General features: G+C 70.8%; 24 protein-coding genes and 1 pseudogene. 13 read left to right on the top strand and 12 right to left on the bottom strand.

Translation table 11 applies throughout. The annotated features are described in order from the left end of the window. Positions 1–274 (bottom strand): annotated as a pseudogene (locus tag FLX07_RS28645) (CBM35 domain-containing protein); the annotation flags it as partial. 135 nt (positions 275–409) lie between these two features. Beyond that, entirely contained in the window at positions 410–2416 is a 2007-nt protein-coding gene (locus FLX07_RS28640) for a glycoside hydrolase family 127 protein (protein WP_208762430.1), read from the bottom strand. Between the two features lie 290 nt (positions 2417–2706). Between FLX07_RS28640 and FLX07_RS28635 the strand changes: the two genes are divergently transcribed. Continuing rightward, positions 2707–3738, top strand: coding sequence for a LacI family DNA-binding transcriptional regulator (locus tag FLX07_RS28635; RefSeq protein WP_208762429.1), 1032 nt, complete (start codon positions 2707–2709; stop codon positions 3736–3738). Positions 3739–3775: 37 nt separating this feature from the next. Here the strand turns inward: FLX07_RS28635 and FLX07_RS28630 are convergent, their stop codons facing one another. Then, positions 3776–5605 carry an ABC transporter ATP-binding protein gene (locus FLX07_RS28630; protein ID WP_142574781.1) on the bottom strand — a complete coding sequence of 610 codons (1830 nt, stop codon included), beginning with the start codon at positions 5603–5605 and terminating at the stop codon, positions 3776–3778. Between the two features lie 290 nt (positions 5606–5895). Between FLX07_RS28630 and FLX07_RS28625 the strand changes: the two genes are divergently transcribed. Next, positions 5896–6774, top strand: coding sequence for a polysaccharide deacetylase family protein (locus FLX07_RS28625; RefSeq protein ID WP_142574780.1), 879 nt, complete (start codon positions 5896–5898; stop codon positions 6772–6774). Between the two features lie 280 nt (positions 6775–7054). Then, positions 7055–7864: a collagen-like domain-containing protein gene (locus FLX07_RS28620; protein WP_142574779.1), complete on the top strand. Its 810-nt coding sequence runs from the start codon at positions 7055–7057 to the stop codon at positions 7862–7864. 109 nt (positions 7865–7973) lie between these two features. Here FLX07_RS28620 and FLX07_RS28615 read toward each other — a convergent pair whose 3' ends face one another. Next, positions 7974–8534, bottom strand: coding sequence for an NADPH-dependent FMN reductase (locus FLX07_RS28615; protein WP_142574778.1), 561 nt, complete (start codon positions 8532–8534; stop codon positions 7974–7976). A gap of 85 nt (positions 8535–8619) precedes the next feature. Between FLX07_RS28615 and FLX07_RS28610 the strand changes: the two genes are divergently transcribed. Then, positions 8620–9102 carry a MarR family winged helix-turn-helix transcriptional regulator gene (locus FLX07_RS28610; RefSeq protein ID WP_142574777.1) on the top strand — a complete coding sequence of 161 codons (483 nt, stop codon included), beginning with the start codon at positions 8620–8622 and terminating at the stop codon, positions 9100–9102. Positions 9103–9225: 123 nt separating this feature from the next. On the opposite strand, the gene FLX07_RS28605 is transcribed toward FLX07_RS28610, so the two are convergent. Beyond that, positions 9226–9690, bottom strand: coding sequence for a MarR family winged helix-turn-helix transcriptional regulator (locus FLX07_RS28605; RefSeq protein WP_142574776.1), 465 nt, complete (start codon positions 9688–9690; stop codon positions 9226–9228). Positions 9691–9770: 80 nt separating this feature from the next. On the opposite strand from FLX07_RS28605, the gene FLX07_RS28600 reads away from it, so the two are divergent. Continuing rightward, positions 9771–9950: a hypothetical protein gene (locus FLX07_RS28600; protein WP_142574775.1), complete on the top strand. Its 180-nt coding sequence runs from the start codon at positions 9771–9773 to the stop codon at positions 9948–9950. Positions 9951–10082: 132 nt separating this feature from the next. Here the strand turns inward: FLX07_RS28600 and FLX07_RS38045 are convergent, their stop codons facing one another. Then, entirely contained in the window at positions 10083–11831 is a 1749-nt protein-coding gene (locus tag FLX07_RS38045; protein WP_142574774.1) for a glucuronyl esterase domain-containing protein, read from the bottom strand. A gap of 641 nt (positions 11832–12472) precedes the next feature. Here FLX07_RS38045 and tatA point away from each other — a divergent pair. The 4 genes from tatA to FLX07_RS28575 all read left to right on the top strand — a co-directional run bounded on the left by tatA (position 12473) and on the right by FLX07_RS28575 (position 15274). Continuing rightward, a complete protein-coding gene (gene tatA, locus FLX07_RS28590) occupies positions 12473–12760 on the top strand; it encodes a Sec-independent protein translocase subunit TatA (protein ID WP_142574773.1) in 288 nt (95 codons plus the stop codon). Positions 12761–12934: 174 nt separating this feature from the next. After that, positions 12935–13459, top strand: coding sequence for a hypothetical protein (locus FLX07_RS28585; RefSeq protein WP_142574772.1), 525 nt, complete (start codon positions 12935–12937; stop codon positions 13457–13459). A 221-nt stretch (positions 13460–13680) separates the two neighbouring features. Next, positions 13681–14361, top strand: a complete 681-nt coding sequence (locus FLX07_RS28580; protein WP_142574771.1) for a TetR/AcrR family transcriptional regulator — start codon at positions 13681–13683, stop codon at positions 14359–14361. Positions 14362–14377: 16 nt separating this feature from the next. After that, positions 14378–15274 (top strand): aldo/keto reductase, encoded by an 897-nt coding sequence (locus FLX07_RS28575; protein ID WP_142574770.1) that lies wholly within the window; start codon positions 14378–14380, stop codon positions 15272–15274. A 43-nt stretch (positions 15275–15317) separates the two neighbouring features. Here the strand turns inward: FLX07_RS28575 and FLX07_RS28570 are convergent, their stop codons facing one another. From FLX07_RS28570 to FLX07_RS28550, 5 genes are all read right to left on the bottom strand, one after another. After that, positions 15318–16694 (bottom strand): acyltransferase family protein, encoded by a 1377-nt coding sequence (locus FLX07_RS28570; RefSeq protein ID WP_142574769.1) that lies wholly within the window; start codon positions 16692–16694, stop codon positions 15318–15320. A gap of 401 nt (positions 16695–17095) precedes the next feature. After that, positions 17096–17293 (bottom strand): helix-hairpin-helix domain-containing protein, encoded by a 198-nt coding sequence (locus tag FLX07_RS28565; RefSeq protein WP_142574768.1) that lies wholly within the window; start codon positions 17291–17293, stop codon positions 17096–17098. Then, entirely contained in the window at positions 17290–18222 is a 933-nt protein-coding gene (locus FLX07_RS28560; protein WP_142574767.1) for a DUF72 domain-containing protein, read from the bottom strand. The genes FLX07_RS28565 and FLX07_RS28560 overlap by 4 nt, the downstream gene beginning before the upstream one ends. 50 nt (positions 18223–18272) lie before the next feature. Then, the gene (locus FLX07_RS28555) at positions 18273–19511 is read right to left on the bottom strand and encodes a S8 family serine peptidase (RefSeq protein WP_142574766.1); all 1239 of its coding nucleotides are present in this window, start codon (positions 19509–19511) and stop codon (positions 18273–18275) included. Next, positions 19508–20347 (bottom strand): hypothetical protein, encoded by an 840-nt coding sequence (locus FLX07_RS28550; RefSeq protein ID WP_142574765.1) that lies wholly within the window; start codon positions 20345–20347, stop codon positions 19508–19510. The genes FLX07_RS28555 and FLX07_RS28550 overlap by 4 nt, the downstream gene beginning before the upstream one ends. A gap of 703 nt (positions 20348–21050) precedes the next feature. Between FLX07_RS28550 and FLX07_RS28545 the strand changes: the two genes are divergently transcribed. Together FLX07_RS28545 and FLX07_RS28540 are read left to right on the top strand one after the other, a co-directional pair. Beyond that, positions 21051–21842, top strand: a complete 792-nt coding sequence (locus FLX07_RS28545; RefSeq protein ID WP_142574764.1) for a hypothetical protein — start codon at positions 21051–21053, stop codon at positions 21840–21842. After that, positions 21829–23019, top strand: coding sequence for a helix-turn-helix domain-containing protein (locus FLX07_RS28540; protein ID WP_189105061.1), 1191 nt, complete (start codon positions 21829–21831; stop codon positions 23017–23019). The genes FLX07_RS28545 and FLX07_RS28540 overlap by 14 nt, the downstream gene beginning before the upstream one ends. Before the next feature lie 51 nt (positions 23020–23070). Here FLX07_RS28540 and FLX07_RS28535 read toward each other — a convergent pair whose 3' ends face one another. After that, positions 23071–23439 (bottom strand): group I truncated hemoglobin, encoded by a 369-nt coding sequence (locus FLX07_RS28535; protein ID WP_142574763.1) that lies wholly within the window; start codon positions 23437–23439, stop codon positions 23071–23073. Positions 23440–23857: 418 nt separating this feature from the next. Here FLX07_RS28535 and FLX07_RS28530 point away from each other — a divergent pair, with 418 nt between their 5' ends. After that, positions 23858–24124, top strand: coding sequence for a hypothetical protein (locus FLX07_RS28530; RefSeq protein ID WP_142574762.1), 267 nt, complete (start codon positions 23858–23860; stop codon positions 24122–24124). 28 nt (positions 24125–24152) lie between these two features. Further along, the gene (locus FLX07_RS28525; RefSeq protein WP_142574761.1) at positions 24153–26105 is read left to right on the top strand and encodes a hypothetical protein; all 1953 of its coding nucleotides are present in this window, start codon (positions 24153–24155) and stop codon (positions 26103–26105) included. Positions 26106–26112 lie beyond the last annotated feature (7 nt).

Raw genomic sequence — 26112 nt, 5'->3', positions numbered from 1 at the left:
GCCCCACGCCCGGGGCGGGCTGCGTCAGCGAGTTGACCTTCAGCGGCAGCAGCGCGGAGTCGGCCGGGCGGCTGTTTTCCGCCAGGCCGTACAGGCCGCCGGCCGCGACGTGCGTGACCGGCCGGAAGGGCTGCGCCACGTTCACCGTCAGGGTGGCGCCCGCCGCCTCGGCGGGCGCCGGTGGGACGAGTGCCCCGGTCAGCGCCCCGGTCAGGGACACCGTCAGCGACCCGGCCAACGCGGACAACAAGGTCGTGCGTCGGGGTCTGCGCATACTTACCTCGCTCTTTCTGTGCTCAGGTGGGGGGTGGAGAGGAGGTGAAGCCGGGACCGCCCGCCCCGATTTCGGCGGCGTGCGCCGCGAGCGGTCCCTTCTGTCGCCGCGGGCCGCATGCTGCGGCCCGCGAGGTCATTCCGTGGCGGCGACCGGGATCCAGACCCGCATCGGGCCCTCGCTCCGGTTCCCCCACAGGAAGTACGGCACCGCCGTGAGCGCGAGCGGCGCACCCGGCCGCTCCCGCCTGATCCCGGTGGCGTACAGCGAGTCGCCGCCCTGGGCCACCAGCCCGCCCACATTGATCACGACGGGAATGTCCGCCAGGTCCTCCCGGTGATCCGCTGTGGCCGGAGCGGCGGCCGCGGGGACGGTGAGGTCCAGCCGCACGTCCTCCAGGAGCGTGCCGGGCGGCAGGTCGGCCTGCTCCAGGCAGTAGACGAGCGGACCACGCGCCAGGGCGACGCAGCCACGCACCGCGTCCACGCGCGGATGCGCGGTCACCTGCCTGACCGGCATCTCCAGGTCGAGGACGACCGTCGTGCCCGGCGCCCAGGCCCGGGTGAGCCGGATGTAGCCGTCCCGTGCGGGGGCCATCACCGGGCCGCCGTCGATGCGGACCGTGTACGCGTCGCACCAGGCCGGCACGCGCAGCGCGAGCGTCCAGGGGGCGGTGGTCCCGGAGGTCACGGTCAGCTCGACCCGGCCCTGCCAGGGATATTCGGTGCGCATGTCCACCTGTACGGCGCCTCCCGCGACCTCGGCGTTCACGCTGCCCGCGGCGTACAGGTGGATCTGCAGGCCGTCGTCGTGGGCGGTGGCCAGGTAGCCGTGCAGCGAGGCCATCAGCCGGGCGATGTTGGGCGGGCAGCAGGCGCACGAATACCAGGGCAACCGGCGCGACGCCGCCTCCTCACCCGAGCCGGTGTGTCCCGTGCGCAGTTGCAGGGGGTTGGAGTAGAAGAAGTGCCTGCCGTCGGACGACACGGCGGCCGCGACAGCGTTGTACAGCGCCCGCTCCATTTCGTCGGCGTAGCGGGCCCGGCCGGTGGCCAGCAGCAGCCGCCAGTTCGCCTGGACGCTCGCGATCGCCGCGCAGGTCTCGGCGTAGGCCCGGTCGGGCGGCAGCTCGTACGGGTCGCCGTACGCCTCGTCGCGGTGGCGCGAGCCGTGCGCGCCGGTCACGTAGGAGCGCCGGTGGACGGCGTCCTCCCACAGTCGCTCGGCCGCGTCCAGCAGCATGTGGTCGCCCGTCTCCACGCCCACGTCGACCATCCCGGCCAGCAGGTAGAGCTGGCGTACGGCGTGGCCGGTGACCTCGCGGGCCTCCCGCACGGGCACGTGGTCCTGGTAGTAGGCGGGCCCGAAGCGCCCGTGCCCGAGCAGCCCCCGCCCGCGAAGGTCGAGGAACCGGCGCGCCAGGTCCAGATAGGGGCGGTGGCCGGTCAGCCGGTAGAGCTCGGCGAGCGCGGTCTCGATCTCCGGATGCCCGCAGACCTCCTCGACACCGTCCGAGCCGAACCGCTCCACTAGCAGGTCGGCGAACCGCCGGGCCACGGCCAGCAGCGCGGGGCTCACGCCGGTGCGGGCCGCGGCCACCGCCGCCTGGAAGAGATGGCCCGCGCAGTAGAGCTCGTGGCTCCAGTCCGGCTTGCGCCACCGATCGTCCGGCGCGACGAGGGTGAAGTAGGAGTTGAGGTAGCCGTCCGCCTGCTGGGCGCGGGCGAGCAGCGCGACCGTGTCCTCCACGAACGACCGCAGCGCATCGTCGCCGGACGAGGTGCCCAGCTCCCAGGCCGCGGCCTCCAGCGTCTTGTGGACGTCGGAGTCGGCGAACCACATGCCGGCGAACGCCGCGTCCGACTCGCCCGCGGCGGCTTGGAGGTTGCCGATGTTGCCGGCGTGGTGCAGGTTGTCCACGCAGTGGGGCAGCGTGTCCTCGGCGTTGCGCCGCTGCCACCGCCCCAGCAGACCTCCCGTGTCGAGACGGGCCTGATCCGGGTTCAGCGGCCACAGCGCGGCGACCGCCCCGGGCCCCGGTGCGACCGGCCCCGCGGAACCGCGGAGCTCGAACGGGGCCGACACCTGCATCGCCCGGGCGCCGGGAGCGGCAGAGGTGCCAGACAACTTCTGCTCAGTCATGCCTCATCTTTCGTGGAGCAGGGGACGTCCTTCACGCCGCCGAACGATTTCCCGCTCACGGCGAGGGACGCGGGAAGCCCGTCAAAGCGGACCACCCTGGTGACTGCGAAGCGAGAAGCCAGGGGCGTGATCGCTTGCAGTAGGAAACTAGGAAAACGATTGCCGTCACGGTATCCAACCGGCTTCCAGACCGTCAATAGCCCGTTTCCACGTTGTTACAGGGGCTTCGGAGTCGCACGTGCGGCCTATAGAGTGGTGCTCAGGCAACCCCCTAGGAAAGTGGAGGAAACGTGGGAAAGCTGGAGCGTCATGCCACGATCGCCGACGTCGCGGCGCTGGCCGGGGTGTCGGTGGGCACGGCCTCCAAGGCGCTCAACGGACGCGGATCGCTGCGGGAGGAGACCCGCATGCGCGTGCGGGAGGCGGCCCGGCAGCTCAGCTTCGAGGCGAACGCGGGCGCCCGGAGCCTGCACTCGGGCCGCACCTACACGGTCGGCATGATCACGACGGACACGATAGGGCGGTTCAGCATCCCCGTGCTGATGGGCGCGGAGGACGCGCTGGGCGCCGGGGAGATGTCGGTCTTCCTCTGTGACGGGCGCGACGATCCCATCCGCGAGCAGTACTACGTCAAGACCCTCCTCAGCCGCCGGGTCGACGGCATGATCGTGACCGGCCGGCGCACCGAGGCGCGGGCGCCCATCGGCGCCAACCTGCCCGTGCCCGTGGTCTACGCCTTCATCAGCTCGGCCGACCCCGGCGACTGCTCGGTGGTCCCGGACGAGGCGGGCGGCGCCCGCAAGGCGGTTGAGCACCTCCTGGCCGTCGGGCGCACCCGGATCGCGCACATCACGGGACCCGAGCACCACAACTCCGCCCGGGTACGCGCGGCCGCGGCCACGGAGCGGCTCGCCGAGGACGGGCTGTCCCTGGTCGCTCCGCCTCTGTTCGGCGGATGGAGTGAGGTGTGGGGTCGTCAAGCCGTCGGCATCCTCCTGGCCGGCCGGACCGAGTTCGACGCCGTCTTCTGCGGCAGCGACCAGATCGCCCGGGGCGTCTGCGACGCACTGCGAGCCGCCGGCCGCCGGGTCCCCCAGGACGTCGCCCTCATCGGCTTCGACAACTGGGACGTCATGACCGAAGCCTGCCAGCCGCCGCTGACCAGTATCGATCTGGACCTCGAAGGGCTCGGCCGGTCGGCGGCGCAGATGCTCCTGGCCGCCATCAACGGCTCCCCCTCCCCCGGCCGCCACGCCCATCCCTGCCGGCTCGTGGTCCGGGAGTCGACCGTCCGGGAGTCGACCACCGTGCCGCTCCCGTGACCGGCCCGGCCCCCGGGGTGCGAGCAGCGGGGGCCGGTCAGCGGTGGACCGCGTCCGGGGCGTCGTCCTCGATGAGGAAGCCTCCGGACTGGTGGTGCCAGAGCCGGGCGTAGGGGCCTTCGGCCTGGAGCAGTTCGCCGTGGGTGCCTTGCTCCGCGATGTGTCCCCGGTTGAGCACGACAAGCCGATCCATCCGGACGACGGTGCTCAGGCGGTGCGCGACCACGAGCGCGGTCCGGTCCTGCATCAACTGCCACAGGGCCTCCTGGACGAGGATCTCGCTCTCCGAGTCCAGGGCGCTGGTCGCCTCGTCCAGCAGCAGGACGGGGGCGTCGCGCAGGATGGCGCGCGCGAGCGCGATGCGTTGCCGCTGACCGCCGGAGAGCTTGACGCCGCGCTCGCCGACCAGGGTGTCGAACCCGTCCGGCAGTGACTCGACGAACTCCGTGACGTGCGCCGCCCGCGCGGCCCGGAGGATCTCGGCGTCGGTCGCGCCCGGCCGGGCGAACGCGAGGTTGTCGCGCACGGACCGGTGGAACATGGCGGGTTCCTGAGGGACGTAGGCGATGAGGCTGCGCAGGTCGGCCTGACGCAGCCGGGCGATGTCCTGGCCGCCGATCAGGATCCTGCCGCCGTTCACGTCCATGAGCCGCAGCAACAGCCGGGTGAGCGTGCTCTTGCCGCCGCCGGACTGGCCGACCAGCCCGATCTTGGCGCCGCTGGGGATGTCGAGGTCCAGGCCGTCGAACAGGGGCGTGCCGCCGGCGTACCCGAACCTCACCCGCTCGAAGCGGACGCTCGCGTCGGCCGGGCGCAGCGGCTGCGGATCGACCGGATCCACCACCGTCGGCGGCACGAGGAGCAGCTCGGTGAACTGGGCCGCCTCGGTGAGCACGCTCTCCACGCGCCGGTAGATCTGGTTGAACTCGAACATGATGCCGATCGCGTTCGTGTAGTAGGTGAACGTCACCACGATGGCCTCCACGCCGAGGCCGCCGCGCAGCGCCACGGCGAGGAGCAGGCCCACGGAGCTGGTGAGCACCGACAGCGGGGCGACGACGGTGTCCACCTTGAGGTTGCCGTAATCCCAGGAGAGCAGGGACAACCTGCGCTGCTCGGCGATCCTCGCCCGATATTCGGCGGCCTCGCGCTCCTCGGCGGCGAACGCGCGGACCGTGTCCATGTTGGCCAGCACGTCGGCGACGTGACCCGACACCAGCACTCTGGCGGCCTCGCGCCGGTCCACCAGCGCCTGGCGGCGGCGGATGAGCGGGGCGACGAGAAACCCGGTGACGATGATGAGGCCCACGAGGACGAGGACCAGCAGCGGGTGGTATCGCCACAGCACCACCGAGGCGAAGGCCAGGGGCACCACCTTGGCCACGATCGAGAACGTGAGCGTGTCGGCGAAGTCCTCGAACCTGGAGGAGAAGCCGATCACCCGCTTGGTCAGCGAGCCGGCGAAGTTGTCGTGGAAGAACGCGGTGTCCTTGGCCAGCAGGTCGTCCATGCCCACCACGCCGAGCCGCTCGATGCCCCGGGCGTCGGCGCGGTTCAGGAAGTGCAGCCCCACCCGCCACAGCACCTCGCCCGCCAGCAGCATCGCGCCGAAGCCGAGCACGTACGGCAGCAGCGCGTCGACGGTGCCGTCCCCGCCGCCGGACAGGTGCCCCACGAGGCCGGCCACCGCCAGCGGCGCCAGATAGAACAGGCAGATGTTCCCCAGCGCCGGCAACGTCAGCGCGGGCACCGCGACCAGCCATTGGCGCCTCAGCTCGCCGCAGTAGTAGCGCAGCGCCAGCAGAACCGCCGACCTGCGCACGGATGGACCGTTTTCAGCATCCTCGATCGACCCGAGCGCAGCCATCAGCCCTCCCCGCACGCCAACCCGCCGTGGCCATGCTCTCGCAGTGCGTGAGGGGAGAGCGAGTGGTTTTCCCGCCACCCCGTAGGGCCGGCCGGCGCCGTACGGGAACGGCGGCGGGTGGACCTCGTACGCGGCCGGGGCACTGGGCATGGCTTCATCAGGCGGGCTGCCACCGGCGCCGCCGCTGTCCGAGGGTGGCGTCATCCAAGGCAGAGTCACACGGCAGAGTCACACGGCAGACCCTTGCCGCCCATGTCCGGCCCCTCGGTACCAGGAAGAGAGGACGCGCTGTGGCCAAGGAAATCTTCGTGGCGTTCGGGATCGACGTCGACGCGGTCGGCGGCTGGCTCGGCTCCTACGGCGGTGCGGGCTCCCCGGACGACATCTCGCGCGGTCTGTTCGCGGGCGAGGTGGGCGTGCCGCGGCTCAACGCCCTGATGAAGAAGTACGACCTGCCGTCGACCTGGTTCTGGCCGGGTCACTCCATCGAGACCTTTCCCGAGCAGTTCGAGCAGGTCGTGGCCGCCGGACACGAGATCGGCCTGCACGGCTACAGCCACGAGAATCCGATCGCGATGACCCGTGAGCAGGAGTCGACCGTCCTCGGCCACTGCATCGACCTCATCGAGACGCGCACCGGCCGGCGTCCCACGGGGTACGTCGCGCCGTGGTGGGAGTTCTCGCCGGTCACCAACGAGCTGCTGCTCGAACGCGGCATCACGTACGACCACTCGCTCATGCACCGCGACTTCGAGCCGTACTACGTGCGCGTGGGCGACACCTGGTCGACGATCGACTACGGCAGGGACGCCCGCGAGTGGATGAAGCCGCTCGTGCGCGGGGAGGAGACCGACCTCGTCGAGATCCCGGCGAGCTGGTACCTCGACGACCTGCCGCCGATGATGTTCATCAAGACCAGCCCGAACAGCCACGGCTTCGTCAACCCTCGCGACATCGAGGAGATGTGGCGCGACCAGTTCGACTGGGTCTACCGCGAGTCGGAGTACGCCGTCTTCACCATGACGATCCACCCGGACGTCTCGGGCCGCCCGCAGGTCCTGCTCATGCTGGAGCGCCTCATCGAGCACATCAACAAGCAGGAGGGCGTCCGGTGGTCCACGTTCGACGCCATCGCGGACGACTTCACGGCCCGCCGGCCCCGGGCGTAACCGTCCTTGCCCCGAGCACAGGAGGGGGTGTCCGGATGAGCGGCGCCTGTGAAGGTCCGGCCGCACGACCGGGCCGGGCCCCTCTTGCCGGCACTGTCGCGCCCCTGAGATTGCCCCGCCGCAACGGGTTCGGGTGCGTGGCTCCTGACCAAGGTGGCTGACATGGAGCGGTGATGCGCATACGTGATCTACGGAAGGACAACCGCCGCTTCCGCTCGGACGTGTATCACTCGCGCCTCTTGCGCGTCAGTTGCCCCTTATGCCTCAGAGAGGGAAGTCCGTGGCTATCAAGTTGCCGGGCGGGCGGAGCATCGGCCTAGTGACGGCCGGCGCCCTGGTCGGGTCGTTCCTGGTTCTGGGTGGCGCGGCCACCGCTTCGTCGGCGGGCGACGCCGCCTTCTACGCGTGTGTGAACAAGAGCACGCGGTATATGCGCCTGGTCAACGCCACGACGAGGTGTAAGGCGACCGAGACGAAGGTGTCGTGGAACAAGACCGGTCCGCAGGGTCCGGTGGGTATCGGCGGCACCGGCGCGAAGGGTGACACCGGGGAGCAGGGCCCGCGCGGTCTGCGCGGTCCTCAGGGCCTGCGGGGTCCGCAGGGCCTGCGCGGCCCGGCCGGTCCGCAGGGCCTCAAGGGCGAGCCCGGCGCCCCGGGCAAGGACGGCACCCCGGGCAAGGACGGCAAGGACGGCGACCGCGGCCCCGCCGGCGCCGCGGGCGCGAAGGGCGACACCGGTCCGCGCGGCCTCACCGGTCCCCAGGGCCCGAAGGGTGAGAAGGGCGAGACCGGCGCGCGTGGTCCCGCGGGGCCGGCCGGACCTGCGGGCCCCGCGGGCTCCGGGGGTGGCTCCGCCAACGTCATCACCAAAGCGGAGGCCCTCTACCTTCCGGCCAACGGCGGCGAAGACAACATCATGTGCCCGGACGACATGGTCGCCACGGGCGGCGGCTTCATCGCCGGCACCACCCCGAGCGCGCCCTACATCATCACGAACGCGCCGTACCTCATCAACGGCAAGGCGGTCGGCTGGAGGCTCTACGGCAAGAGCGTGACCGGCACCATCTATGTGATCTGTATGGGGGGCTAGGTCGTGTCAGACGCTCCCTAGCGGCACCCGGTGGTGCCGGTGATCGGCACCACCTTGCCGTCGGGCGTTCCCGTGGAGCCCCTCCTGATCCCCGTGTCTCGCGCGGACTTCAGCGGGCGCGCAACGGTGCGAGTGCCACGCTCCATGCCACGACCTGGTCCAACATCGTGGTGAGCGGCCCGACATGGCCCTCGTTGGGCGTGAACACGCTGTAGTCCTTGAAGTCGGTGAGCAGGGACAGCGCCACCTGGGCCCGCACGTCGGCCATCTGGAGCTCGCCGGCGATCAGGCGCAGGTGTTCCACCGCACGGGTGCCGCCGACCGAGCCGTAGCTGACGAAACCGACGGCTTTGTTGTTCCACTCGCCGTACAGGAAGTCGATGGCGTTCTTCAGTGCGCCCGACGTCGAGTGGTTGTATTCCGGGGTCACCATGACGAACCCGTCGAACGACGCGATCTTGTCGGCCCACGCCCTGGTGTGCGGCTGCGCGTACTGGCCGAGCGACGGCGGCAGCGTCTCGTCGAGGTGCGGGAGTTTGTAGTCGAGCAGGTCCACGAGCTCGAACTCCGCGTCGGTCCGCTGCGTGGCGATCTGGTGCACCCAGCGGGCGACGGCCTCGCCGTTGCGTCCGGGGCGGGTGCTGCCGAGGATGATCCCGATTCTGGTCATGACAATCTCCAATTCCGGTCAGGGCATAATTCGTCGCGTTGGAAGAGTATGGATACTTCGTTCGTGAAGCAAGTAATCTGTGACTATGACCACACCACCGCCGGTGCCGCCGGTGCCACCGGCGCAGCCGGAGCCGCTGACCGCCGACGAGGAGGCGTTGATCCGCGCGCTGCCTCGCCTGATCTACGCGCTGCCCCGCGCGATCGACGCCGACATGGTGCGCGAACAACAGTTGCCGCTCATTGAGTGGATCACCCTGATGCGGTTGTCGGAGGCGCCGCAGCGACGGATGAGGATGGGCGAGCTCGCGGTCGCCTGCGAGCTCTCCCTGAGTGGGATGACCCGCATCGTCACCGTCCTGGAGCGGCAGGGCTGGGTCGAACGACTCAGATGCGACGCCGACGCCCGCGGGTTGAACGCCGTCCTCACCGACGCCGGCCTCGCCCGCCTGGAACGGGCGTGGCCCAGCAACCTGGCCAGTTTGCGCCGGCACTTTCTCGACCACCTCGAAGGCGTCGATCTCGCCCGCCTCGCCCGCGCGGTCCAGAACGTCGCGGGCAACGCCTGACGCGGCGGGCGACAGCCCGGGCCCGGCGACGTACGGCCGGGACATGGCCGGCATTCCTGACGAGCCCGGATCGGGGAGGAGAGCGGGTCATCTCTCAGGGATGACCCCCGGGTGCGGGTGCGGTCACTGAGCGGCGAGGTGGACGCCGTTGGCCGCGCCGATCACCCGGGTCAACGCCTGGTGCAGGCTCCGCAGCTCGGTCAGCTCCATCCCCAGCCGCTCGACGATCGCGACGGGCACCTTCTCGGCCTGCTCACGCAGCGCGCGTCCCTCGCCGGTCAGCACGATCGCCAGGGAACGCTCGTCGTCGCTGGCGCGCCGGCGCTCGACGAGACCGGCGGTCTCCAGGCGCTTGAGCAACGGTGACAGCGTGGCCGGCTCCAACTGCAGCAGCCGGCTGAGGTCCTTGACCGACAGCGGCGCGTACTGCCACAGGGCCAGCATCACCAGATACTGCGGGTGGGTCAGACCCATCGGTTCGAGCAGAGGCCGATAGAGGCCGATGACCGACCGCGAGGCGACCGCCAGGGCGAAGCAGACCTGGTTCTCCAGAGCCAGAGGGTCGACGATGTCGCCAACGTCACTCATGTGCACCTCCACCGCCATGCTACAAGCTTAGTACACTAACTATTAGTGCACTAAGCAGCGCCGAGAACACAGGAAGTGTCATGGCCCGTAGGAAGAGTCTCGAAGAGCGCATCGCCGACCGCGTCGCCCAGCGCCCGCCGATGAAGGAGAGCAAGAACTTCGAGCACGGACCCGCCAAGTGGATATTCGCCAGCGTCCTGGTGTTCGCGGTGCTCGTCCACTTCATCATCGTCGGCGTCGTCATGATTTTCGGTCACTGACCGAGGCGGCGCCCCGCTGCGGGGCTCGGCCGGCTCCGGCGGGATCATGAGACATCGCGCCCGGCGCATATGCCGAGGGCCCGCGGCGCGGCGGCCGCGGGCCCCGATCGTCGGAGTCCGGTCACCCGTGGGTCACGGGCTGGTGCAGGTGGCCGCCGGGGTGGCCGAGGACCCTCCGGCGAGGAAGCCGAAGGTCGTGCTCCCGTTGGCGGCGACCGAGCCGTTCCACGACTCGTTGCGCACCGTCACGTTCGAGCCGGAGCCCGACCGTACGCCACCCCAAATCTGGGTGATCGTCTGCGAACCCGGCCAGGTCCAGTTCACGGTCCAGCCGTTGACGGCGGAGTTCCCCGCGCGCACCGTGACCTCACCCTGCCAGCCGCCGGACCAGGAGTTGATCACCCGTACCGTCGCCGAGCACGCTCCGCTCACCCCGCCGGACGGCGAGGGGCTCGGGCTCACCGGCGGGCTCGGGCTGGTGCTCGGGCTTCCGCTGGGTGAGGGGCTCGGGCTCACGGGCGGACGCGGCGAGGAACTCGGGCTGGGGCTGGGGCTGGGGCTGGGAGACGGGCTGGAGTCGGTCAGGACCGGGGTCGTCCAGTCTCTCCACTGCGACAGGTTGCCGGACTTCCTGGACGAGACCCGGAACACGGCGGAGGCGTTGCCCGTCTTCAGCAGGAACTTCTGGATGTTCTGCTGCAGCGGAGTACGCCATTCGGACCGGGTGGCGCAGTGGGTGCCGTCCTGCACGTCCGACCAGTAGCTGATGTTGTCTCCCGCGCCGAGCGCCTTGTAGATCTCGGCTCCGGCCAGCGCGGCCACGCTGCCCGACTGGGCGCCCAGCCAGTCGACGTGCGGGTTCTCCATGATGAACAGCCCGCGCGGGGCGATCATGCCCACCATCTCGTGAGTGTCCACCGGCAGTTGGGCGGGATTGCCGGTGAAGGAGCCGAACGCGTCTCCCAGCCACGGCTGCTCGGAGTAGGCGCTGCTCAGCGGCTGCGCGCCGGACTCCTGGGCGACGCCGCGCAGGATCGGAACGCCTGCGCTGCCCGACTCGATCGGCATGGTCAACGCGATGCGCTGGTCGAACACTCCGGCCGTGAAGGCACCCTTCCCGAACCGGGAGCAGCCCGTGACACCGGTCGCATCCGCCTTGAGGATGCCGCCCCCCGACTGCTCGATGACGTCGATGATGCGGCTCACGCCCCAGGCCCAGGCGGCGAGCAGTCCGGTGCTGCTCGAAGAGCCGTAGATGCTGTAGTAGGCACCCTGCTTGTTGTTGCGGGCGGTGCCTTCCTTGCCGACCGTGAAGGGGTCGTAGCTGATGACGGCGGCGCCGCTCGCCTTGATCGTGGCCGTGTCGGCGCCGAATCCTCCGTAGACGATGACGGCCGGGAACGGCCCGGTGCCGCTCGGCAGGTCCACGCTCGCCGAGAAGCTCGCGCTCCTGCCGCTGTCGGACACGTTGACCGTGATGCCGGTTCGCGAGACCGTCCCGGTGACACCTGCCGGCTTGCCGTGCTTGTCACCGTAGACATACCGCTCGGCGAGCTTCTTGATCTCTTCACGGCGGCACCGCCACTCCGACTTGGAGGTGATGCGCTGCCCGTTGATCTTCTTGAAGGGATCGGGAAGCCTGGAGTTGGCCGTCAGACTTCCGAGGTCGGACACCGCGCAGTCGGCGCCCTCGTCCTCGACGCCGGCGGCGGCAGCGGCCGCCTGCGCCGTCCAGGGCGCGAGCGCGCCCACACCGGCGTTGCCACCGGGGATCTCGACCACCGCGAGACCCAGCGAAAGCGCCGCCACGGCGCCGATGACGAGCGCGCGGCGGACACCCGGGGTGCGGCTCCCGCCGCCGGGAGTGACGTCGCCGATCATCGGCCGCCTCCGTGGGAGGGCCGACCGGCGTCGTCGGCGTGTGCGGGCCCGGCCTGCACCGGGCTCGCCGGTGTTGCTCCCGAGACCTTGAGATCTTGCAACACAGTGCTTGACACAGTGCGTCCTTCCTCCCGAGGGGTCCCGGCCCTGTGATGGGTCCGGAGAGAACCGCAAGCCGAATGGAGACGAATGTTTTCGAAGCATCAATGAAACGTTGCAGCATCGCAAGGCCCAAATCAGAGAGGGTCTCCGCCACCCGATGAGAGGGGACGACAGTGCTGTTCGCGGCAGGATTACCGCTACTCTTGCGAAGATTTTTCCGAAATACTCACGAAACTTTCAGCATCGGTGATCGTCTGAGCTGCGGCGACGTCTCACGGCGTTCCGGCGGACGGCCTGACGACGTCGGCGCCCCGCTCGTCGAGCAGCGGCCAGGAGTCGCACGGGGGGACCGGCTGCGTCAGCAGGCGGCTGGTTCCGCGCTTCCTCCCTTCGCGTTTCGCCTCTCCGCTGCATGCCGAGGGCGATCTCCACTGCCCGGCGTGACGCGGGCGACGCGGGTCACCGGCCGCGCGCCGACCCGCGCAGTCGATGACATAGCCTTTGAGCAGGCAAAACGACGACCAGAGGAGAACCCCGCCATGGGTTCGCTCAGCCCTGTTCACTGGATGATCGTGTTGGTGGTGCTCGTGCTGCTCTTCGGCGCGAAGAAGCTGCCGGACACCGCGAAGGCCGTCGGGCAGTCGCTGCGGATCCTCAAGAGGGAGACCGGCAGGATCGGCGACGAGGACGACGCCCCGGCCGCCCGGGCCCGTACGGCACCGGTCTCCCCGGACGCCGAGGAGCGGCTACGAGCGCTCGAAGCGGAGAACGCCCGGCTCAGAGCCGCGGCGGACGCCGCGCGGCGGGACGAGCCCGAGGTCCGCTGAGGCGTTCTCGGCGCCCTGCCGGTGGCGCCGCATGCCAAGAGCCGGCGAACGGCGAGCACCGCGCTCGGCGTCCCGGGCGACAGACACGGGCGTCGTGGGGCCCGTGCGTGGGTGCGTGCGGAGATTCGCCCAGATCGCGCGAACTTCTCCGCGAGGCCCGGACTCCAACAAGGCATGAAGCTCACCCTCTCGCTCCGCGTCGTTCTTCCCGCCGCCGCGGCCGCCGCGTTGCTCTCCGCGGCGGCGCTCCCGGCCGACGCCGCCGCCATGCCGAAGTTCGCCGCGCCCAAGGCGTACGGCACGTCGTTCCAGAGCGACCCCCACCATGACTTCACCAGGCACATCTCGCCGCGACACGACGGCATCCTGCGGGGCTGGGTCACGTATTACCGGTCCGGGGTGGCGGAATACGAGCCGATCAGGTGGGTGAAGGACAGGACCGGCCACACGGAGGGGCACTTCGCGGGCCCGCCCGAGGGTGACGTGACGGCCTACGCCTCTCCCGTGGCGAAGAACGTCGTGTTCTACAGCGCCACCGGGTGCAAGGGCACCACGGTGACCGTGAAGAGCGGCGGCCTCGGGTCGAAGCTGTGCTCCCGCAGTGAGCTGATCTCCCGGATGAAGTCCAAGCATCGCCCGGCGCTCATCACCGTCTATCGCGGCGCGATCGTCAAGGTGCAGGAGATCTACACCCCCTGAGCATCCGAAAGACCGCCGGTCACCCGGCATCGCTCGGCACAGGGCCGGACTTCCCATTTCCCGGAAGCCCGGCCCTTTTCGTGCGGGCCTCCTCCGCGCGCAGGCGCGGTGACCTCGACGTCGGCGCCACTTTCGGCCGACGACGCGGGGGCCGGTCATCGCGTGACGATCGCCGCGACGAGCCGGAGACGCCGATGAGAGGCACTCACCATAATGAGAGGATGTCAACGCCGCGGCAGCGCTACCGGGACCAGGTCCGTTCGGAGATCAAGCAGATCGCCCTCGTGCAGATCGGCGAAGGCGGAGCGGCGGCGCTGAGCCTGAACGCCGTGGCGAAAGAGCTCGGCGTCACGGGCCCGGCGCTGTACAAGTACTTCCGCAGCCGCGACGACCTGCTGACCGAGCTGATCCTGGAGGGCTTCGACGAGGTCGCCGCGGCCGTACGGGCCGCCGCCGGCGAGGGCGCGCCTCGGGAGCGGCTGCACGCGCTGGCCCGGGCCTTCCACGGATGGGCGGTGGCCAATCCGCACCTGTTCCAGTTGCTGGCCGGCACGTCCTCGCCCGGCTACGACGCTCCCCCGGAGAGCGTGCTGCGGGCCCGGAGCGTGCTCGGGCCCTTCCTTCCGGTGTTCGCCGGAGGACACTGCCGCCCGGGGACCGAACCGCTGCGGGAGCAGATGCGGCGGTGGGTGGAGGAGACCCCGGTGGTCGCCGAGTGGGTGCGCGCGTTCGCCCCGGAGGGGGATCCGGCGACCGCCCTGGCCGGCACCGTGATGGCCTGGGCGCAGCTCCAGGGCGTGGTGAGCCTGGATGTTCAGGGGCAGTGCGCCGGCATGGGGCACAGCGGTGCCACCCTGCTCGACGCCGTCATGGACGCCCTCGCCGACAGCATGCGCCTTTAACGGGCATCCTGGAACGATGAGTGAGGAAACGATCAACGCAGCGGCGGCGGGGACCTGGAAGCTCGGCGACCTCACGGTCAACCGGCTGGGGTTCGGCGCGATGCGCCTGACAGGAAGCGCCGCCTTCGACCTCGGCACGCCGAGCGACCGCGAACGGTCGATCGCGGTGCTGCGGCGCGCCGTCGACCTCGGCGTGAACCACATCGACACGGCGGCGTTCTACTTCTCGCGACTGCGCTCGGCCAACGAGCTGATCAACCGGGCGCTCGCGCCATATCCGGACGACCTGGTCATCGCGACCAAGGTGGGCCCCGGACGGGACCCGTCCGGCGAGTGGCTGCCGTTCGCCCGGCCGGACCAGTTGCGCGGCCAGGTCGAGGAGAACCTGCGCCAGCTCGGCCGCGACCACCTCGACCTGGTCTATCTGCGCCAGCCGGGGCTCGACTCGATCGCCGAGCACTTCGGGGCGCTCGCCGAGCTGCGCGAGGCCGGTCTCATCCGGCACCTCGGGATCTCCAACGTCCGGCCAGGGCATCTCGCGCAGGCCCAGGCGATCGCGCCGGTGGTGAGCGTGCAGAACCTGTACGGCGTCGGCGCCACCCGCAGCCGAGGGCAACTGCGCACCTGCGGCGAGCAGGGCATCGCCTTCGTGCCGTTCTTCGCGATCGCCGGCGAGGGCCGCGACCAGGGGGCGAGCGGCACGGACCGTCAGGAGGTGCTCGCCGTGGCCCGCGCGCACGGCGCGACCTCCGCGCAGGTGCGACTGGCCTGGACGCTCCAGCAGGGGCCGCACGTGCTGGCCATCCCGGGCACCGGCAATCCCGATCACCTCACCGAGAACGTCGCCGCCGCCACGCTGCGTCTCACGGACGAGGAGATGGCCCGCCTGGACGCGCTCTCCGACGCCGGCTGACCGGAGGACACGGCCGGCGGCGCGCGGGGTGGTCGCGCGACGGTCACTGGTCGCTCTCGGCCTCCGCCTTGGCCGACTGCGTGTCCTCGCCCTTGCCCACCCTGGCCAGCGCCTCGCGAAGCTGCGCGGCGGTCATCTTGGAGCCGCCCTCGACGCCCGCCTCATGGCCCTGGCGGCCCGGGTCGTGGAGGTCCTGCTCTTCACCCATGACCCGTCCCCTCCTGCGAATCTCCTGCGTACCGGCGTCAGAGCCGCTGGTCCCCGCGGACGCGCCGCCCACACGGCCGCCGGTCGAAGTTGACCTGATTTTTCCGTGCGCGTTCAGGCGGCGGCCGAGACGCTGCCCGGGGACCTCCACGAGCCGGTACGCCAGGTGACCGAGCACCAGCAGGACGAGGAAGAACACCGCAAGGTTCGGGACGACCCGCAACAGCAGCGGGTGCAGCAGATACAGGGAGAAGCTGATCACTCCGAGGTGGGCGAGCCACCGGGGGAACGGCCGGTGCCGCAGCCGGAACGCGAGCGCGAACACGCCGGCCGCCAGCACGACCGCCGCGGCCCAGGCGGGCTCATCGGCCACCAGGACACCGCAGACGAGCACCGTGAGCAGGGCGGCGACGGCCCAGACAGGTCGGAGCGTGCCCTGCTCGGCGCGCCACACGGCGGTCCCGGCGAACATCGTCGCCGCGATGACCAGGCCCTCCCCCGCCCCGATCCGGCTGCCGAGGATCACCAGCGCCAGGCCGAGCAGGCCGCCGATCACCGCGGCGGCCGTCCTGAGGCGGCCGTTCGCGGTCACGGTCACGACGATGACCAGGATCACCGCGACACCCATGAGCGCGGCGACCAGGTCCGCGCCGCCGTTGATCGTCGCGCCGGGCATGAGCAGGCCGAGCGGCACTGCCACGACCGCCAGGACCACGGCGATCGGCGCCGACCTGTGCGCCTGCCGTACGGCGAACAGCCCCGCCGTCATCAGGTAGAACGCCATCTCGTAGGAGAGCGTCCACATCACGTTGATCACTGAGGGGACGCCGAGGAGCTCCTGCAGCATCGAGAGGTTCGCCAGCGCGACGAGCGGCGGCGGCCGGCGGTCGATGCCCGGCGACATCGCGAACACCCCGGCGTACGCGAGGAGCAGCGCGAGGGCGAGCGCGGCGAGCAGCAGCGGGAGGAGCCGGAAGACCCGGCCGGTCCAGAAGGCCCGCAGGTCGCCCCGGCGTTCCAGCGAGGCCGGGATGATGTATCCGCTGACCAGGAAGAAGACGAAGACGCCCCAGGTGCCGACGTCGACCCTGCGGTCCACCTCCGCCCAGACGGCCGGGACGAAGGTCCAGGCCGAGTGGTGCAGCGCCACGGCCGGAGCGGCGATCCCGCGTAAGGCGTCCAGCCACGCCAGCCGGGTGCGGTTTGCTGCCATTCAGGTGACTTTAGGCGAAATACGGCGTCGGCAGCACCGCGCTTGGTACGCCGCGGACTCTGCAGGAATGCTAGGAAACGGGGATGGACCATCGTGATCTTCGGCTCCTGGACGACGACGCTCTGGAGCGGTCCCCGGTCGTGGCCAACAGCGACATGAATCGCGAGCGCCGGCTGCCGGCCTACCGGCGGGAACTCGGCGTCGACGTCCTCGCCCTCCTGCACGGCGCCGATCGGGTCGTCCGGTGGCTCGACCTGTGCTGCGGCACGGCGAGCGCGCTGTTCGAGGCCGCACACGCGCTGGGAGACCGGGCGGAGATCGTCGGTGTGGACCTCGTCGGCTACTTCGCCGGGCCGCCTCGCGGGCCCCAATTACACCGGCCAGGGGGCGGTGGACTCCTACTATGCGGTGGCCTGATCGCGGAAGGACAGGCCGTGCTCCTCCAGGGCCCGGCGGAGCATGGACATCGCCTTCGGTCCCATGCCGTGCAGCGCGAGGAGCTCGGCCTCGGTCGCCTGCGCGAGGTTCTCCAGGTCGGTGTAGCCGGCGTTCGCGAGCGCTCGCGTGGCCGGAGCGCCGATCTTGGGCAGGTCCGTCATCGGGTCCCTTCCTCGTGTGTCCGGTCGCCGTCCGGCCGGGGGCGTACGTCGCAGTCTGGCAAACCCGCGAGCACGCCGGCGAGCTGGCGGGCGTTGGTCTGCGCGTAGTCGCGGTAGCAGTTGTTCATCAGCACGTGGGTCGTGGACGCCCGGCCGCCGAGTTCGCGCAGCCTCGGTGCCCACTGTTTCAGCTCGTCGAGGGAGTAGCGGTAGCCGAAGCGCTCGTGGATGTCGTGGCTTGTCCACTTGTCGCTGTGCCCGTGGAACCGCACGACCTCCAGGTCGGACGTGGCCGCGACGACCGGCGGGATCGAGTCCGGATAGCCCTGCGGCATGTCCACGCACACGTACGGAATCGCGTACGAGCGGAGGAAGTCGAGGGTCTCGGCCTGGTTCTCCTCGCGCATCCACGTGTGGTTGCGGAACTCGACGGAGATCCGCAGCGGCTCGCAGCGCCGCCTGCACTCCAGGATGTAGTGCTTGTTCGCCCGGCCGATGGGGAACCACCGGGGGAACTGGAAGAGCACCGCCCCGAGCTTGCCCGCCTCCCGCAGCGGCAGCAGGGCGCCGAGGAACCGCTCCCAGACCTGGTCCACGACCTTCGGGTCGAGGTCGCCGGCGTACAGGTTCTTGCCGCCGCCGCTCGGACGCAGGTCCTTCGGCAGTGCGGCCGGGCGGGTCGGATGCCGCGTGAGCAGCGAGAACGCCTTGACGTCGAAGACGAACTCCGCGGGCGTGCGCTCGGCCCACAGCCGCACGGTGGCCTCGGCGGGCGGCGCGTAGTAGGTGGAGTCGACCTCCACCAGCGGGAACACGCTCGCGTAGTGGCGCAGGCGTTCCTCCGGCGTCGTGACGCCGGGCGGATACCACCCCGACTCCAGCAGCGTCTTGTCGGTCCACGACGCCGTGCCGACCAGGATCTCCCCCATACCTCACGATAAGGAGCCCGGCTCGCCCCGGCCGTCGCCGGGGCTCGGTGTCACGGCGGCGGGGGCAGGCCTTCCGGCGGCGGGGCTGAGGCCTTGGGGCGGCGGAAGAAGAGGAAGGCGACGAACAGGAACAGCAGGCCGACCGCTCCCGCGCCCCCGCCGATGACCAGATAACCGGTGTCGATGGGCGGGTGGGTCATCTGCGCATCGGTGGGGCCGTTGCCGAAGTACTTCTTCCCCTTGTACGGAACGGGCTGGACCGCGGGCTTCCTGGGAGAGCCGGCCGCCGCGACCACGGCGGCCGCGTCCACCTGACCGAAGCCCACGAGTGGGTCGTACCCGCCCGCCGGATGCCGGGCGGTCCTGGTCAGGATGCCCCGGATCTGTCCCGGTGTGAGCTTCGGGTTGCGGGACAGCGCCAGCGCGACCACCCCGGCGGCGAGGGCGCAGGCCGGGGAGGTGCCGGAGACCGACTCGTAGCCGCCGGTGTTCCTGGCGCTGTAGATTCCGACGCCGGGGGCCGCGATCGCGGTGTAGGTGTGCACCTGGGAGAAGTCCGCCCGGCGGCCGTCCGGCCCCAGCGCCGCCACCCCGATGACCCCGGGATAGGCGGCCGGGTAGGACACGCTGTTGTTGGCGTCCACCTCCAGCGGGTCGGTCGAGCCGCCGTTGCCGGAACTGGCCAGGATCGTGACGCCCTTGCTCACCGCGTAGTCCACCGCGGCGGCCGTGTCCTCCTCGTAGCCCGAGAGGATCGCCCACTCGTCGGTGCCGAGCGACATCGAGATGACCTTCGCCCCCTTGCCGACGGCATACCTGATGCCGTTGGCCAGGGCGTGCGCGGCCTTCTCGCTCTGCGCGTCCTGCGTCATCTTCAGCGCCCGCCGCCGCGCGGGGTCCTCGTCGTCCCACAGGACCCGCACCGACAGGATGCGGGCCTTCGGCGCCACTTTGAGCACGTCGGACGCCATCGCGGTGCCGTGCTCGCCCCAGTAGGACTGGCCCGGCCTGGCACCGCCTCCGATCAGGTCCGGGCCGGTCGTCACCCGGCCGGCCAGCGCGGGATGCTTGGCCACCACACCGGTGTCGAGCACGGCGACCAGGACGCCGTCTCCCTGGGCCGTCCGCTGCGCCTCGGGCAGCCGCAGCGCCGCGACGTCCCAGTTCCTTGGTGCGTCCGCCCACGCGGGAAGCGCCGTGCCCACCACCGAGACGACCACTGTGCCCGCCGCCGCGAGAACCGCCGCGGCGACGGCGGCAAGGGCGGCGCGGAGCCCGCGCCCGGTCATGCTCCCCCCTTGGAGGTCAGATCCGCCAGCCGCCAGGCGAGGGACTTGGCCAGCCCTTCCGCCACCGCGCTCCACGGCTTGCGGTCGATGCGCTGATCCTCGCTTCGCACGCCCCAGGGCCGCGGGAGCCGGCCCGTCTTCCTGCCGTCCGCCGGTCCCGCCGAGGCGACCACCGCGCACGGCGCGTAGACGTCCAGCACCTTGTCGCCCCCGCTGCCCGCCCGTACGGCGTCGCTCCAGGTGATCCCCGGGGCGGCGAGGGCGTGCACGGCCTGGTCGGGCCGGTCGGCGTCCCCCTTGTCGTGGACGAGGTCGCCCAGATCGAGGGCGACCTTCGGGTCGCGGAACACCACGATGGCGACGGTTGCGGCGGTGCCACCCGTGTCGTCCACATATGTGGCGCGGAGGGCCGCGACGCAGCCGCGCCTGGCGGCCTCCTTCGCCACGGCCCCGCTCAGCGCCTTCGCGCAGGAGGTCTCCGGGGAGATCGCGACCCTGGTCCAGCCGCGCTCGGTGTTCGGATCGCCCTGTCTTTTCTCCGGGTCCTGCAGGCCGAGCGCCGCGGGGAACAATGTCTCGGCGGGCTCGTTGCGCCACAGGTTGCGCGCGTATTCCTTGTTGCGGATCTCCTGGTGGCTGTTCGACACGGCCTGCGCCACGACGGCGCCCCCGCCGAGCAGGAGCAGCAGGCCGAGACCCCCGCACAGGACCCCGCCGAAGACCCGCCCGGCTCCCCTCCGCGGCCTGCCGTCGTCTTCGGGCTCGTACGGACCACCCGGCTCGTACGGCCCGCCGGGCACGGGCCACTGACCCGGCTGCGGCGGATGCCCCGGCATGAACCCGGGGGCCTGCGGCGGTTGCCCCGGCAGGAACGCCGGGGCCTGCGGCGGTTGCCCCGGCCACGGCTGCCCGGCGGGCGGGAATTGCGGCCCCGGCCCGGCCGGCGGATATGGGCCCGGCGGCCGGCCCTGTGACGGCTGACCTTGCGGTGGCTGTCCCTGTGACGGCGGCCCTTGTGGCGGCTGACCTTGGGGCGGCTGGTTTTGTGACGGCTGACCTTCGGGCGGGTAGCCCGGCCACGGATGGTGCGGCGCTGCGGGCGGCTGCCCGGGGCCATGATGCCCTGGACCGTAGGGATCGACGGGAGGCCGACCCGAATATGGGCCGGTAGGTGGGGGATGTGCCATCGTTCTCCCGTTGTGCGTACCGTACGCGGCACGCACTCCGGCAGCCGGCCGTACGGCTGGGAAGTACGGCAGGCACACGCCGGCCACGCTCCCCATCCCCGATCATGACATTTCGCACTATAGCCATGTCTTCGGTCACATTCGGGCGTCTCCGACGGACAGAAGGGGTGTGACGTACGTGACCTGTGAAGCGTTCGCGGGACTATGATGTCGGAAAATAAAGTGCCCCCGGTGTCCGGTGGCCACTGGTCTCGCGGCTGGTCTCGCGGCCAATGGTCCAGGTAGCACCGAAAACCAGCACCGAAAACCAGCACTGGAAACCAGCACTGCGCGGAGCACACCGGAGGTGGCGATGCTGTCGACCTGGGCCATGGAGACGTTCGGCCCGCGCGCCGAGCAGATCCGCCAAGGGGTGACCGAGGCGCTGGCGCTCGCGCTGGACAACGCCCAGGACGCCCAGAAGACGGCGCGGACCGAGCTCCTGCACCCGTTCGGCTTCACGCTCATGTCCCGCAAGTTCGAGGCTCTGGCCAGCACGTTCGCGGACATGCCCGACGTCGAGACCGTCAAGCCGCCAGGCTCCCAGCACGAGCTCGTCGTGCTCGGCGGCAACCTGCTGTTCCCCTTCCGCTACGCCAAGGACCGCTCGGTCAGCGTGGTCAACGCCAGGATCGGCGACGGCAGGCCGTCCGGGCTGGTGCAGGCGCTGTTCACCAGGTTCGGCCCGCGGCCCTGGGCCGAGCAGCTCACGCTCGGCGGCGTCGAGGCCGCCCTGCCGGCGCCCGCGACTCCGGCCGCCCGCGCGCTCACCCGGCTGCCCGAGGGCACCCGCCTCGTGCTCATCGCGTACGCGTGCAACGCCAGGGCCGGTCTGCTCGACGTGTGGTGGGGCGAGGCCGAGCTGCTCGACCGCACCGGCAGCCTGCGCTGGCACCACTGCGAGCCGATCCCGCTCGCCGGGCAGGCCCCTGCGGCCGAGCTGCCCGGGGTGACGACCCCCGTCGGCGAGGCGTCCGCGTTCGCCCGGGGCGCGATGCCGACCCCGGCGTTGAATCCGCGCCCGGCGTACGAGCGCGCGGCCGCCCTGCCTCCCATGAGCGAGGCGCCGTACGCACCGGACGCCGCCGCCGATGAAGGACGATGACCGGCTGCGCCTGGTCGAGGAGACCGTCTCCTCCGAATCCGGCGACACGGCACCCAGCCCGCAGGCCGTGGCGGACGCCTTCGACGGAACCCGCCTCACCCAGGCCCGACGGCTGGCGGCGCTGACGAAGAAGGAGGTGGCCGAGCGCATCGGGGTGTCACCCGCCGCGGTCGGCCAGTACGAGGCCGGGGTGACCCGGCCGCGTCCCGATCTGGTCCCGTTCCTCGCCGAGGTGCTCGCGGTGCCCGCGGCCTTCTTCCTGCCGGGCCGCCCGCACGGCAAGCTGGACGGCTCGATGGCACACTTCCGCAGCCTGCGCTCCACCCGGGCCTACCAGCGCGCCAAGGCCGTGGCCTTCGTGGAACAGGTCTGGGAGCTGACGTACGCGCTGGAGAAGCGGGTGCGGCTCCCCTTCGTGGACCTGCCCGGCTTCGCCTGGGGCGAGGTGCACTCGGGCAGCGCCCTGCCCCGCGATCCCGGGGGCGCGGCCCGCGCGCTGCGGGCCCACTGGGGGCTCGGCGCCGGGCCGATCAGCCACCTGGTGCGGCACATGGAGTCCCGGGGGATCGTCGTCGTCTTCCCCCAGGCCGACGAGGACGCGGTCACCGTGGACGCCTTCTCCACCTCCAGCCTGCCGCGGCCCATCGTCGTCCTGACGCCCAACCGCTTCGACGACGTCTACCGGCACCGCTTCACCGCCGCCCACGAGCTGGGGCACCTGGTGCTGCACGGGGACGCGGCGGCCGGCGACAGCCAGCAGGAGCGCGAGGCCGACTCCTTCGCCGCGGAGTTCCTCACCCCGCGCGACAGCATCCTCCCCAGCCTGCCCGCCCGTGCGGACCTGCGGCGGCTGGCGGAGCTGCGACGCGTGTGGGGCGTGTCGGTCGACTCCCTGCTGTACCGGTGCCGGGAGGTCGGCCTGCTGTCCGACTCCGCTGCCGGCCGCGCCTACCAGCGCCTCGCCGCGCTGCGCGGGCAGCCGGGCTTCGCCACCGATCCGGTGTCGGGCTACCCCGGCGAGCAGCCGGTCCTGCTCGCCCAGGCCTTCGAGATGGCGGCGGCCGAGACCGGGCTGACCGTGCCCGCGCTGGCCCGGGAGCTCGCCTGGCCCATGGCGCGCGTACGCGAGCTGGTCGGCCTGCCCACCCATCGCCCCCAGCTGAGACTCGTCCCCTGACGCCGCGCACCCACGCGCCGGGCGACAGGTGATCTCCGGGCCGAGGACCGTTCAGGCCGCGACGGTGCTCTGCACGACCTGCACCTTCAGCGGTGCCAGTGCTCCGGCGACGGAGCCGATCGTCTCGGTGTCGATGCCGCACGACTCCAACGCCCCCACCAGGTGGGAGACCACCTGCTCGAACTCCTCCGCCGTGACGCCGAGCCCGGCGTGCGCCTCGTCCATCGACTTGCCCCGGTATTCCCGAGGGCCACCGAGCGCGGCGGCGACGAAGCTGCGCTGGTGCGCGTTGAGCTTGGCCATGTCGACGTCCGCGAAGTAGCCCCGCAGCATCGGATCGGCGACGATCCGCGCGTAGAACTCGTCGACCACGGCCGCGACCGCGTCCGAACCACCGACCCGATCGAAGATGGACGCCATAGCGCTTTCCTCCCGCGTGTGCGCGACCTCGTTGCCAAGATGATCGCCACTCTTCGTTACGGCCCGATTACCAGATGGGAATGCCTACGTAGCCGGGCGCTCACGCGGTCGACACGACCGAAAAGGCCGCAGGCAGGAGCGGGTGCGGGTGTCGGTTGCTGCTCCAAGTAGTTGCCTGTTCTCGCTGGCGACGAGAGGGAGGCGGGGATAAGTTCCCGCTCGGGAGGACGTTTTTCGCCTTCACGACAAGAAAAGCGTCAGCGAATTCGCTCTCGATATACCAGCTATTTCGGGGTTGCCGATGCTATAGGGCGATGTCTACCTCTAACATCAAATGTGACTCGGGGGCGAGCAGCGGGCGGCAGCAGGGGGCGGTGTGGCGGAAGAGATGGTGCCCAACCCTCGCCACGCACAGCTGGTGGAACTTCTGAAAGAGGTGCACAACCGATCTCAGGAGGTCGGGCAGGCATACCAGCGCGTCCACGCGTCGATGCAGTCGGGCAAGGTCTGGACGGGACCGACCGCCGTGAAATGGACGACCGAGATCGCGGACCGGCATCACCGCCTGGCGCAGCTCGTACGGCAGATGACTCACGCGATCGAGGAGGAACTGCACCGGCATCCGGCGATGGTGACCCGTTCCCAGGCCGAGCTCATCCGCCGTCAGCTCACCGGACGCCCCTGAGCCAGGCAGCCACGGGAGGAAGGACGCGATGACGACCCCCAGCGGCGACTTCTGCGGCATCGATCCGGCGGCGATGAACGCGATGGCGGCCGACCTGCGCCAGGCGTCCGACCGGCTGACCTCCTTCGCCACCGACTTCGAGGGACTCTTCCGGGCCAACGGGGTGAGCACCACGCCACTCGCGCAGATCGCCGCCATCGCCGACTGGGGCAGGAGCCAGGCCCCCACGCTGTCCGAGCGGGCCGAGCTGATCAAGGCGCTGAACGGGAGCGGCGACCACGCCTTCGCCCGGTTGCCCGACGCGCTCGACAGCTTCGCGGCCGGCCGCGGCCTGGGTCTCATGTACGGCACGGACATCCTCACCAACCCCGCCACCAGTGTCGAGACCAAGGGTGAGCTGGCCCACCAGCACATCAAGGAGATCGCCGCCCTGGCCGAGGACCCCGCAGCGGCCGCGGCGTTCTTCGCCACGCTGCCGGCAAAGGTGCGCGACGCGCTGCCCAACCTGCTCTTGAACACCGGCAGCCCGACGGCCAAGCAGGATCTCGCCGCCTTCAGCGCCGCCTTGGGCGCCGCGCTGCGCGCCCCCGGCGGCATCCCGGCATTCGAGAAGGTGAAGGCCGAGATGCTGAGCAGACCCGGTAGCCGCGAGACGGCGTGGAACCGGCTCGCGCTGCTCGCCGGAGCGAAGGCGCCGACGAGCGTGCGCGTGGCCGCCGCCCGCTCTCTCGCCCTGGACGACTTCGTGAAGAACCCTCGCCAGGATCGGACCGGCGCCGGCCTGGACGAGACCAGGACGTACGGCTACTCCCCCGACACCGTCGCCCTCGCGCTGGAGGTCCTCGTGGGGGACGGCAAGGCCGCACGGGCCGCCTTCGCCCAGATGGGCGGTGACGGGGTCAAGCTCACCCAGGTCGAGACGATGAAGCGGTTCCTGGACTCCAGCAGATCCGTCGCCTCGGGTTACGACATCGCCGAGGCCTTCGGCCGGGTGCTGGCCACAGCCTCGGGAGCGTACGACGAGAAGGACGGGGCCCATTCGACCGAAGCCGCGAAGTTCGCCTTTGACGTGATCCGAGAGATGCCGAAGCTCGGCGTCCCGGAGCCGATGCGGACGTCGATGGCCGAGATCGCGGGCTCCTACGCCACCGAGTTCACCGAGGGCGCCAACCTTAGTGATGCCAACCGCACCCAGCCCAGCGCCTTCGAACCGGTCAAGACAATTGTGCCCGGCCTCAACCCGGTGTTCCGCCTCAGCCCGAAGGACGCCGGAGAATTCGTCAGAACGTTCGCTGATACGGCTGCGCACATCAAGCCCTTCGAAGAGGGGATGGGCAACCTCACCGACAGGATCGTCAACGCCGCCGCGAAAATGGACCAGGGCAAGAGCACCGACCACCTCGAACGCGCGATGCGTGCGCTCGGCTACGTCGCTGGAATGCAGTTTGCGACGGAACGCGACGTGCAGGGGAAGCTCGACGCCGAGGACCAGGCCCGCGTCAAGGCGGAGATGTTCGCGTACGGCCTCGGGCTCGGCATCGTCGGACTGGCCGTTCCGGGCATGGCTGGACAGCTTCTGTGGCTGGGGGTGTCCAGCCTGTCGCCGCTGGGGGTAGAACCGGGAATCACTCCGGGCAAGAGCCGGGTGAGCGGGCTGGACGAGAAGAATCACGCCGCTTGGATGGCCCGCGAGACATGGCTGGCGAACATCTTGATGTCCAACGGCTTCACGGCCAAGGTCCGGCCGAACGACCCCCGCCTCTCGAACGCGCCGATCACCGGAACCGACGGCAAGCTGCTGCCCTACGCCGAGATCGCCAAGAACAAGGAGGCCGTACGCAACTTCGACAACTGGCTCATCGCCAACGGCTCCGGCGGGACGAACGAAACACAATTCGGCGAAGCACAGGTAGCGCTTAAGATCGCTTTCGGTGGAGCGAGAGCCGACGTACAGGACAAGGGGTCGTCGCCGTATGGATAAGGCGAGA

Origin of the sequence: Microbispora bryophytorum (assembly GCF_006874465.1) — a bacterium.
GTDB classification, from domain to species: Bacteria; Actinomycetota; Actinomycetes; order Streptosporangiales; family Streptosporangiaceae; genus Microbispora; species Microbispora bryophytorum.
This window is presented reverse-complemented; position numbering and strand designations above follow the sequence as displayed.

Excerpts from the sequence above, each read along its gene's own strand:
- FLX07_RS28640 (WP_208762430.1), bottom strand. The coding sequence starts at position 2,416 with ATGACTGAGCAGAAGTTGTCTGGCACCTCTGCCGCTCCCGGCGCCCGG.
- FLX07_RS28630 (WP_142574781.1), bottom strand. The coding sequence starts at position 5,605 with ATGGCTGCGCTCGGGTCGATCGAGGATGCTGAAAACGGTCCATCCGTG.
- FLX07_RS28615 (WP_142574778.1), bottom strand. The coding sequence starts at position 8,534 with ATGACCAGAATCGGGATCATCCTCGGCAGCACCCGCCCCGGACGCAAC.
- FLX07_RS28610 (WP_142574777.1), top strand. The coding sequence starts at position 8,620 with ATGACCACACCACCGCCGGTGCCGCCGGTGCCACCGGCGCAGCCGGAG.
- FLX07_RS28605 (WP_142574776.1), bottom strand. The coding sequence starts at position 9,690 with ATGAGTGACGTTGGCGACATCGTCGACCCTCTGGCTCTGGAGAACCAG.
- FLX07_RS28600 (WP_142574775.1), top strand. The coding sequence starts at position 9,771 with ATGGCCCGTAGGAAGAGTCTCGAAGAGCGCATCGCCGACCGCGTCGCC.
- FLX07_RS38045 (WP_142574774.1), bottom strand. The coding sequence starts at position 11,831 with ATGATCGGCGACGTCACTCCCGGCGGCGGGAGCCGCACCCCGGGTGTC.
- tatA (WP_142574773.1), top strand. The coding sequence starts at position 12,473 with ATGGGTTCGCTCAGCCCTGTTCACTGGATGATCGTGTTGGTGGTGCTC.
- FLX07_RS28585 (WP_142574772.1), top strand. The coding sequence starts at position 12,935 with ATGAAGCTCACCCTCTCGCTCCGCGTCGTTCTTCCCGCCGCCGCGGCC.
- FLX07_RS28580 (WP_142574771.1), top strand. The coding sequence starts at position 13,681 with ATGTCAACGCCGCGGCAGCGCTACCGGGACCAGGTCCGTTCGGAGATC.
- FLX07_RS28575 (WP_142574770.1), top strand. The coding sequence starts at position 14,378 with ATGAGTGAGGAAACGATCAACGCAGCGGCGGCGGGGACCTGGAAGCTC.
- FLX07_RS28570 (WP_142574769.1), bottom strand. The coding sequence starts at position 16,694 with ATGGCAGCAAACCGCACCCGGCTGGCGTGGCTGGACGCCTTACGCGGG.
- FLX07_RS28565 (WP_142574768.1), bottom strand. The coding sequence starts at position 17,293 with ATGACGGACCTGCCCAAGATCGGCGCTCCGGCCACGCGAGCGCTCGCG.
- FLX07_RS28560 (WP_142574767.1), bottom strand. The coding sequence starts at position 18,222 with ATGGGGGAGATCCTGGTCGGCACGGCGTCGTGGACCGACAAGACGCTG.
- FLX07_RS28555 (WP_142574766.1), bottom strand. The coding sequence starts at position 19,511 with ATGACCGGGCGCGGGCTCCGCGCCGCCCTTGCCGCCGTCGCCGCGGCG.
- FLX07_RS28550 (WP_142574765.1), bottom strand. The coding sequence starts at position 20,347 with ATGCCGGGGCATCCGCCGCAGCCGGGTCAGTGGCCCGTGCCCGGCGGG.
- FLX07_RS28545 (WP_142574764.1), top strand. The coding sequence starts at position 21,051 with ATGCTGTCGACCTGGGCCATGGAGACGTTCGGCCCGCGCGCCGAGCAG.
- FLX07_RS28540 (WP_189105061.1), top strand. The coding sequence starts at position 21,829 with ATGAAGGACGATGACCGGCTGCGCCTGGTCGAGGAGACCGTCTCCTCC.
- FLX07_RS28535 (WP_142574763.1), bottom strand. The coding sequence starts at position 23,439 with ATGGCGTCCATCTTCGATCGGGTCGGTGGTTCGGACGCGGTCGCGGCC.
- FLX07_RS28525 (WP_142574761.1), top strand. The coding sequence starts at position 24,153 with ATGACGACCCCCAGCGGCGACTTCTGCGGCATCGATCCGGCGGCGATG.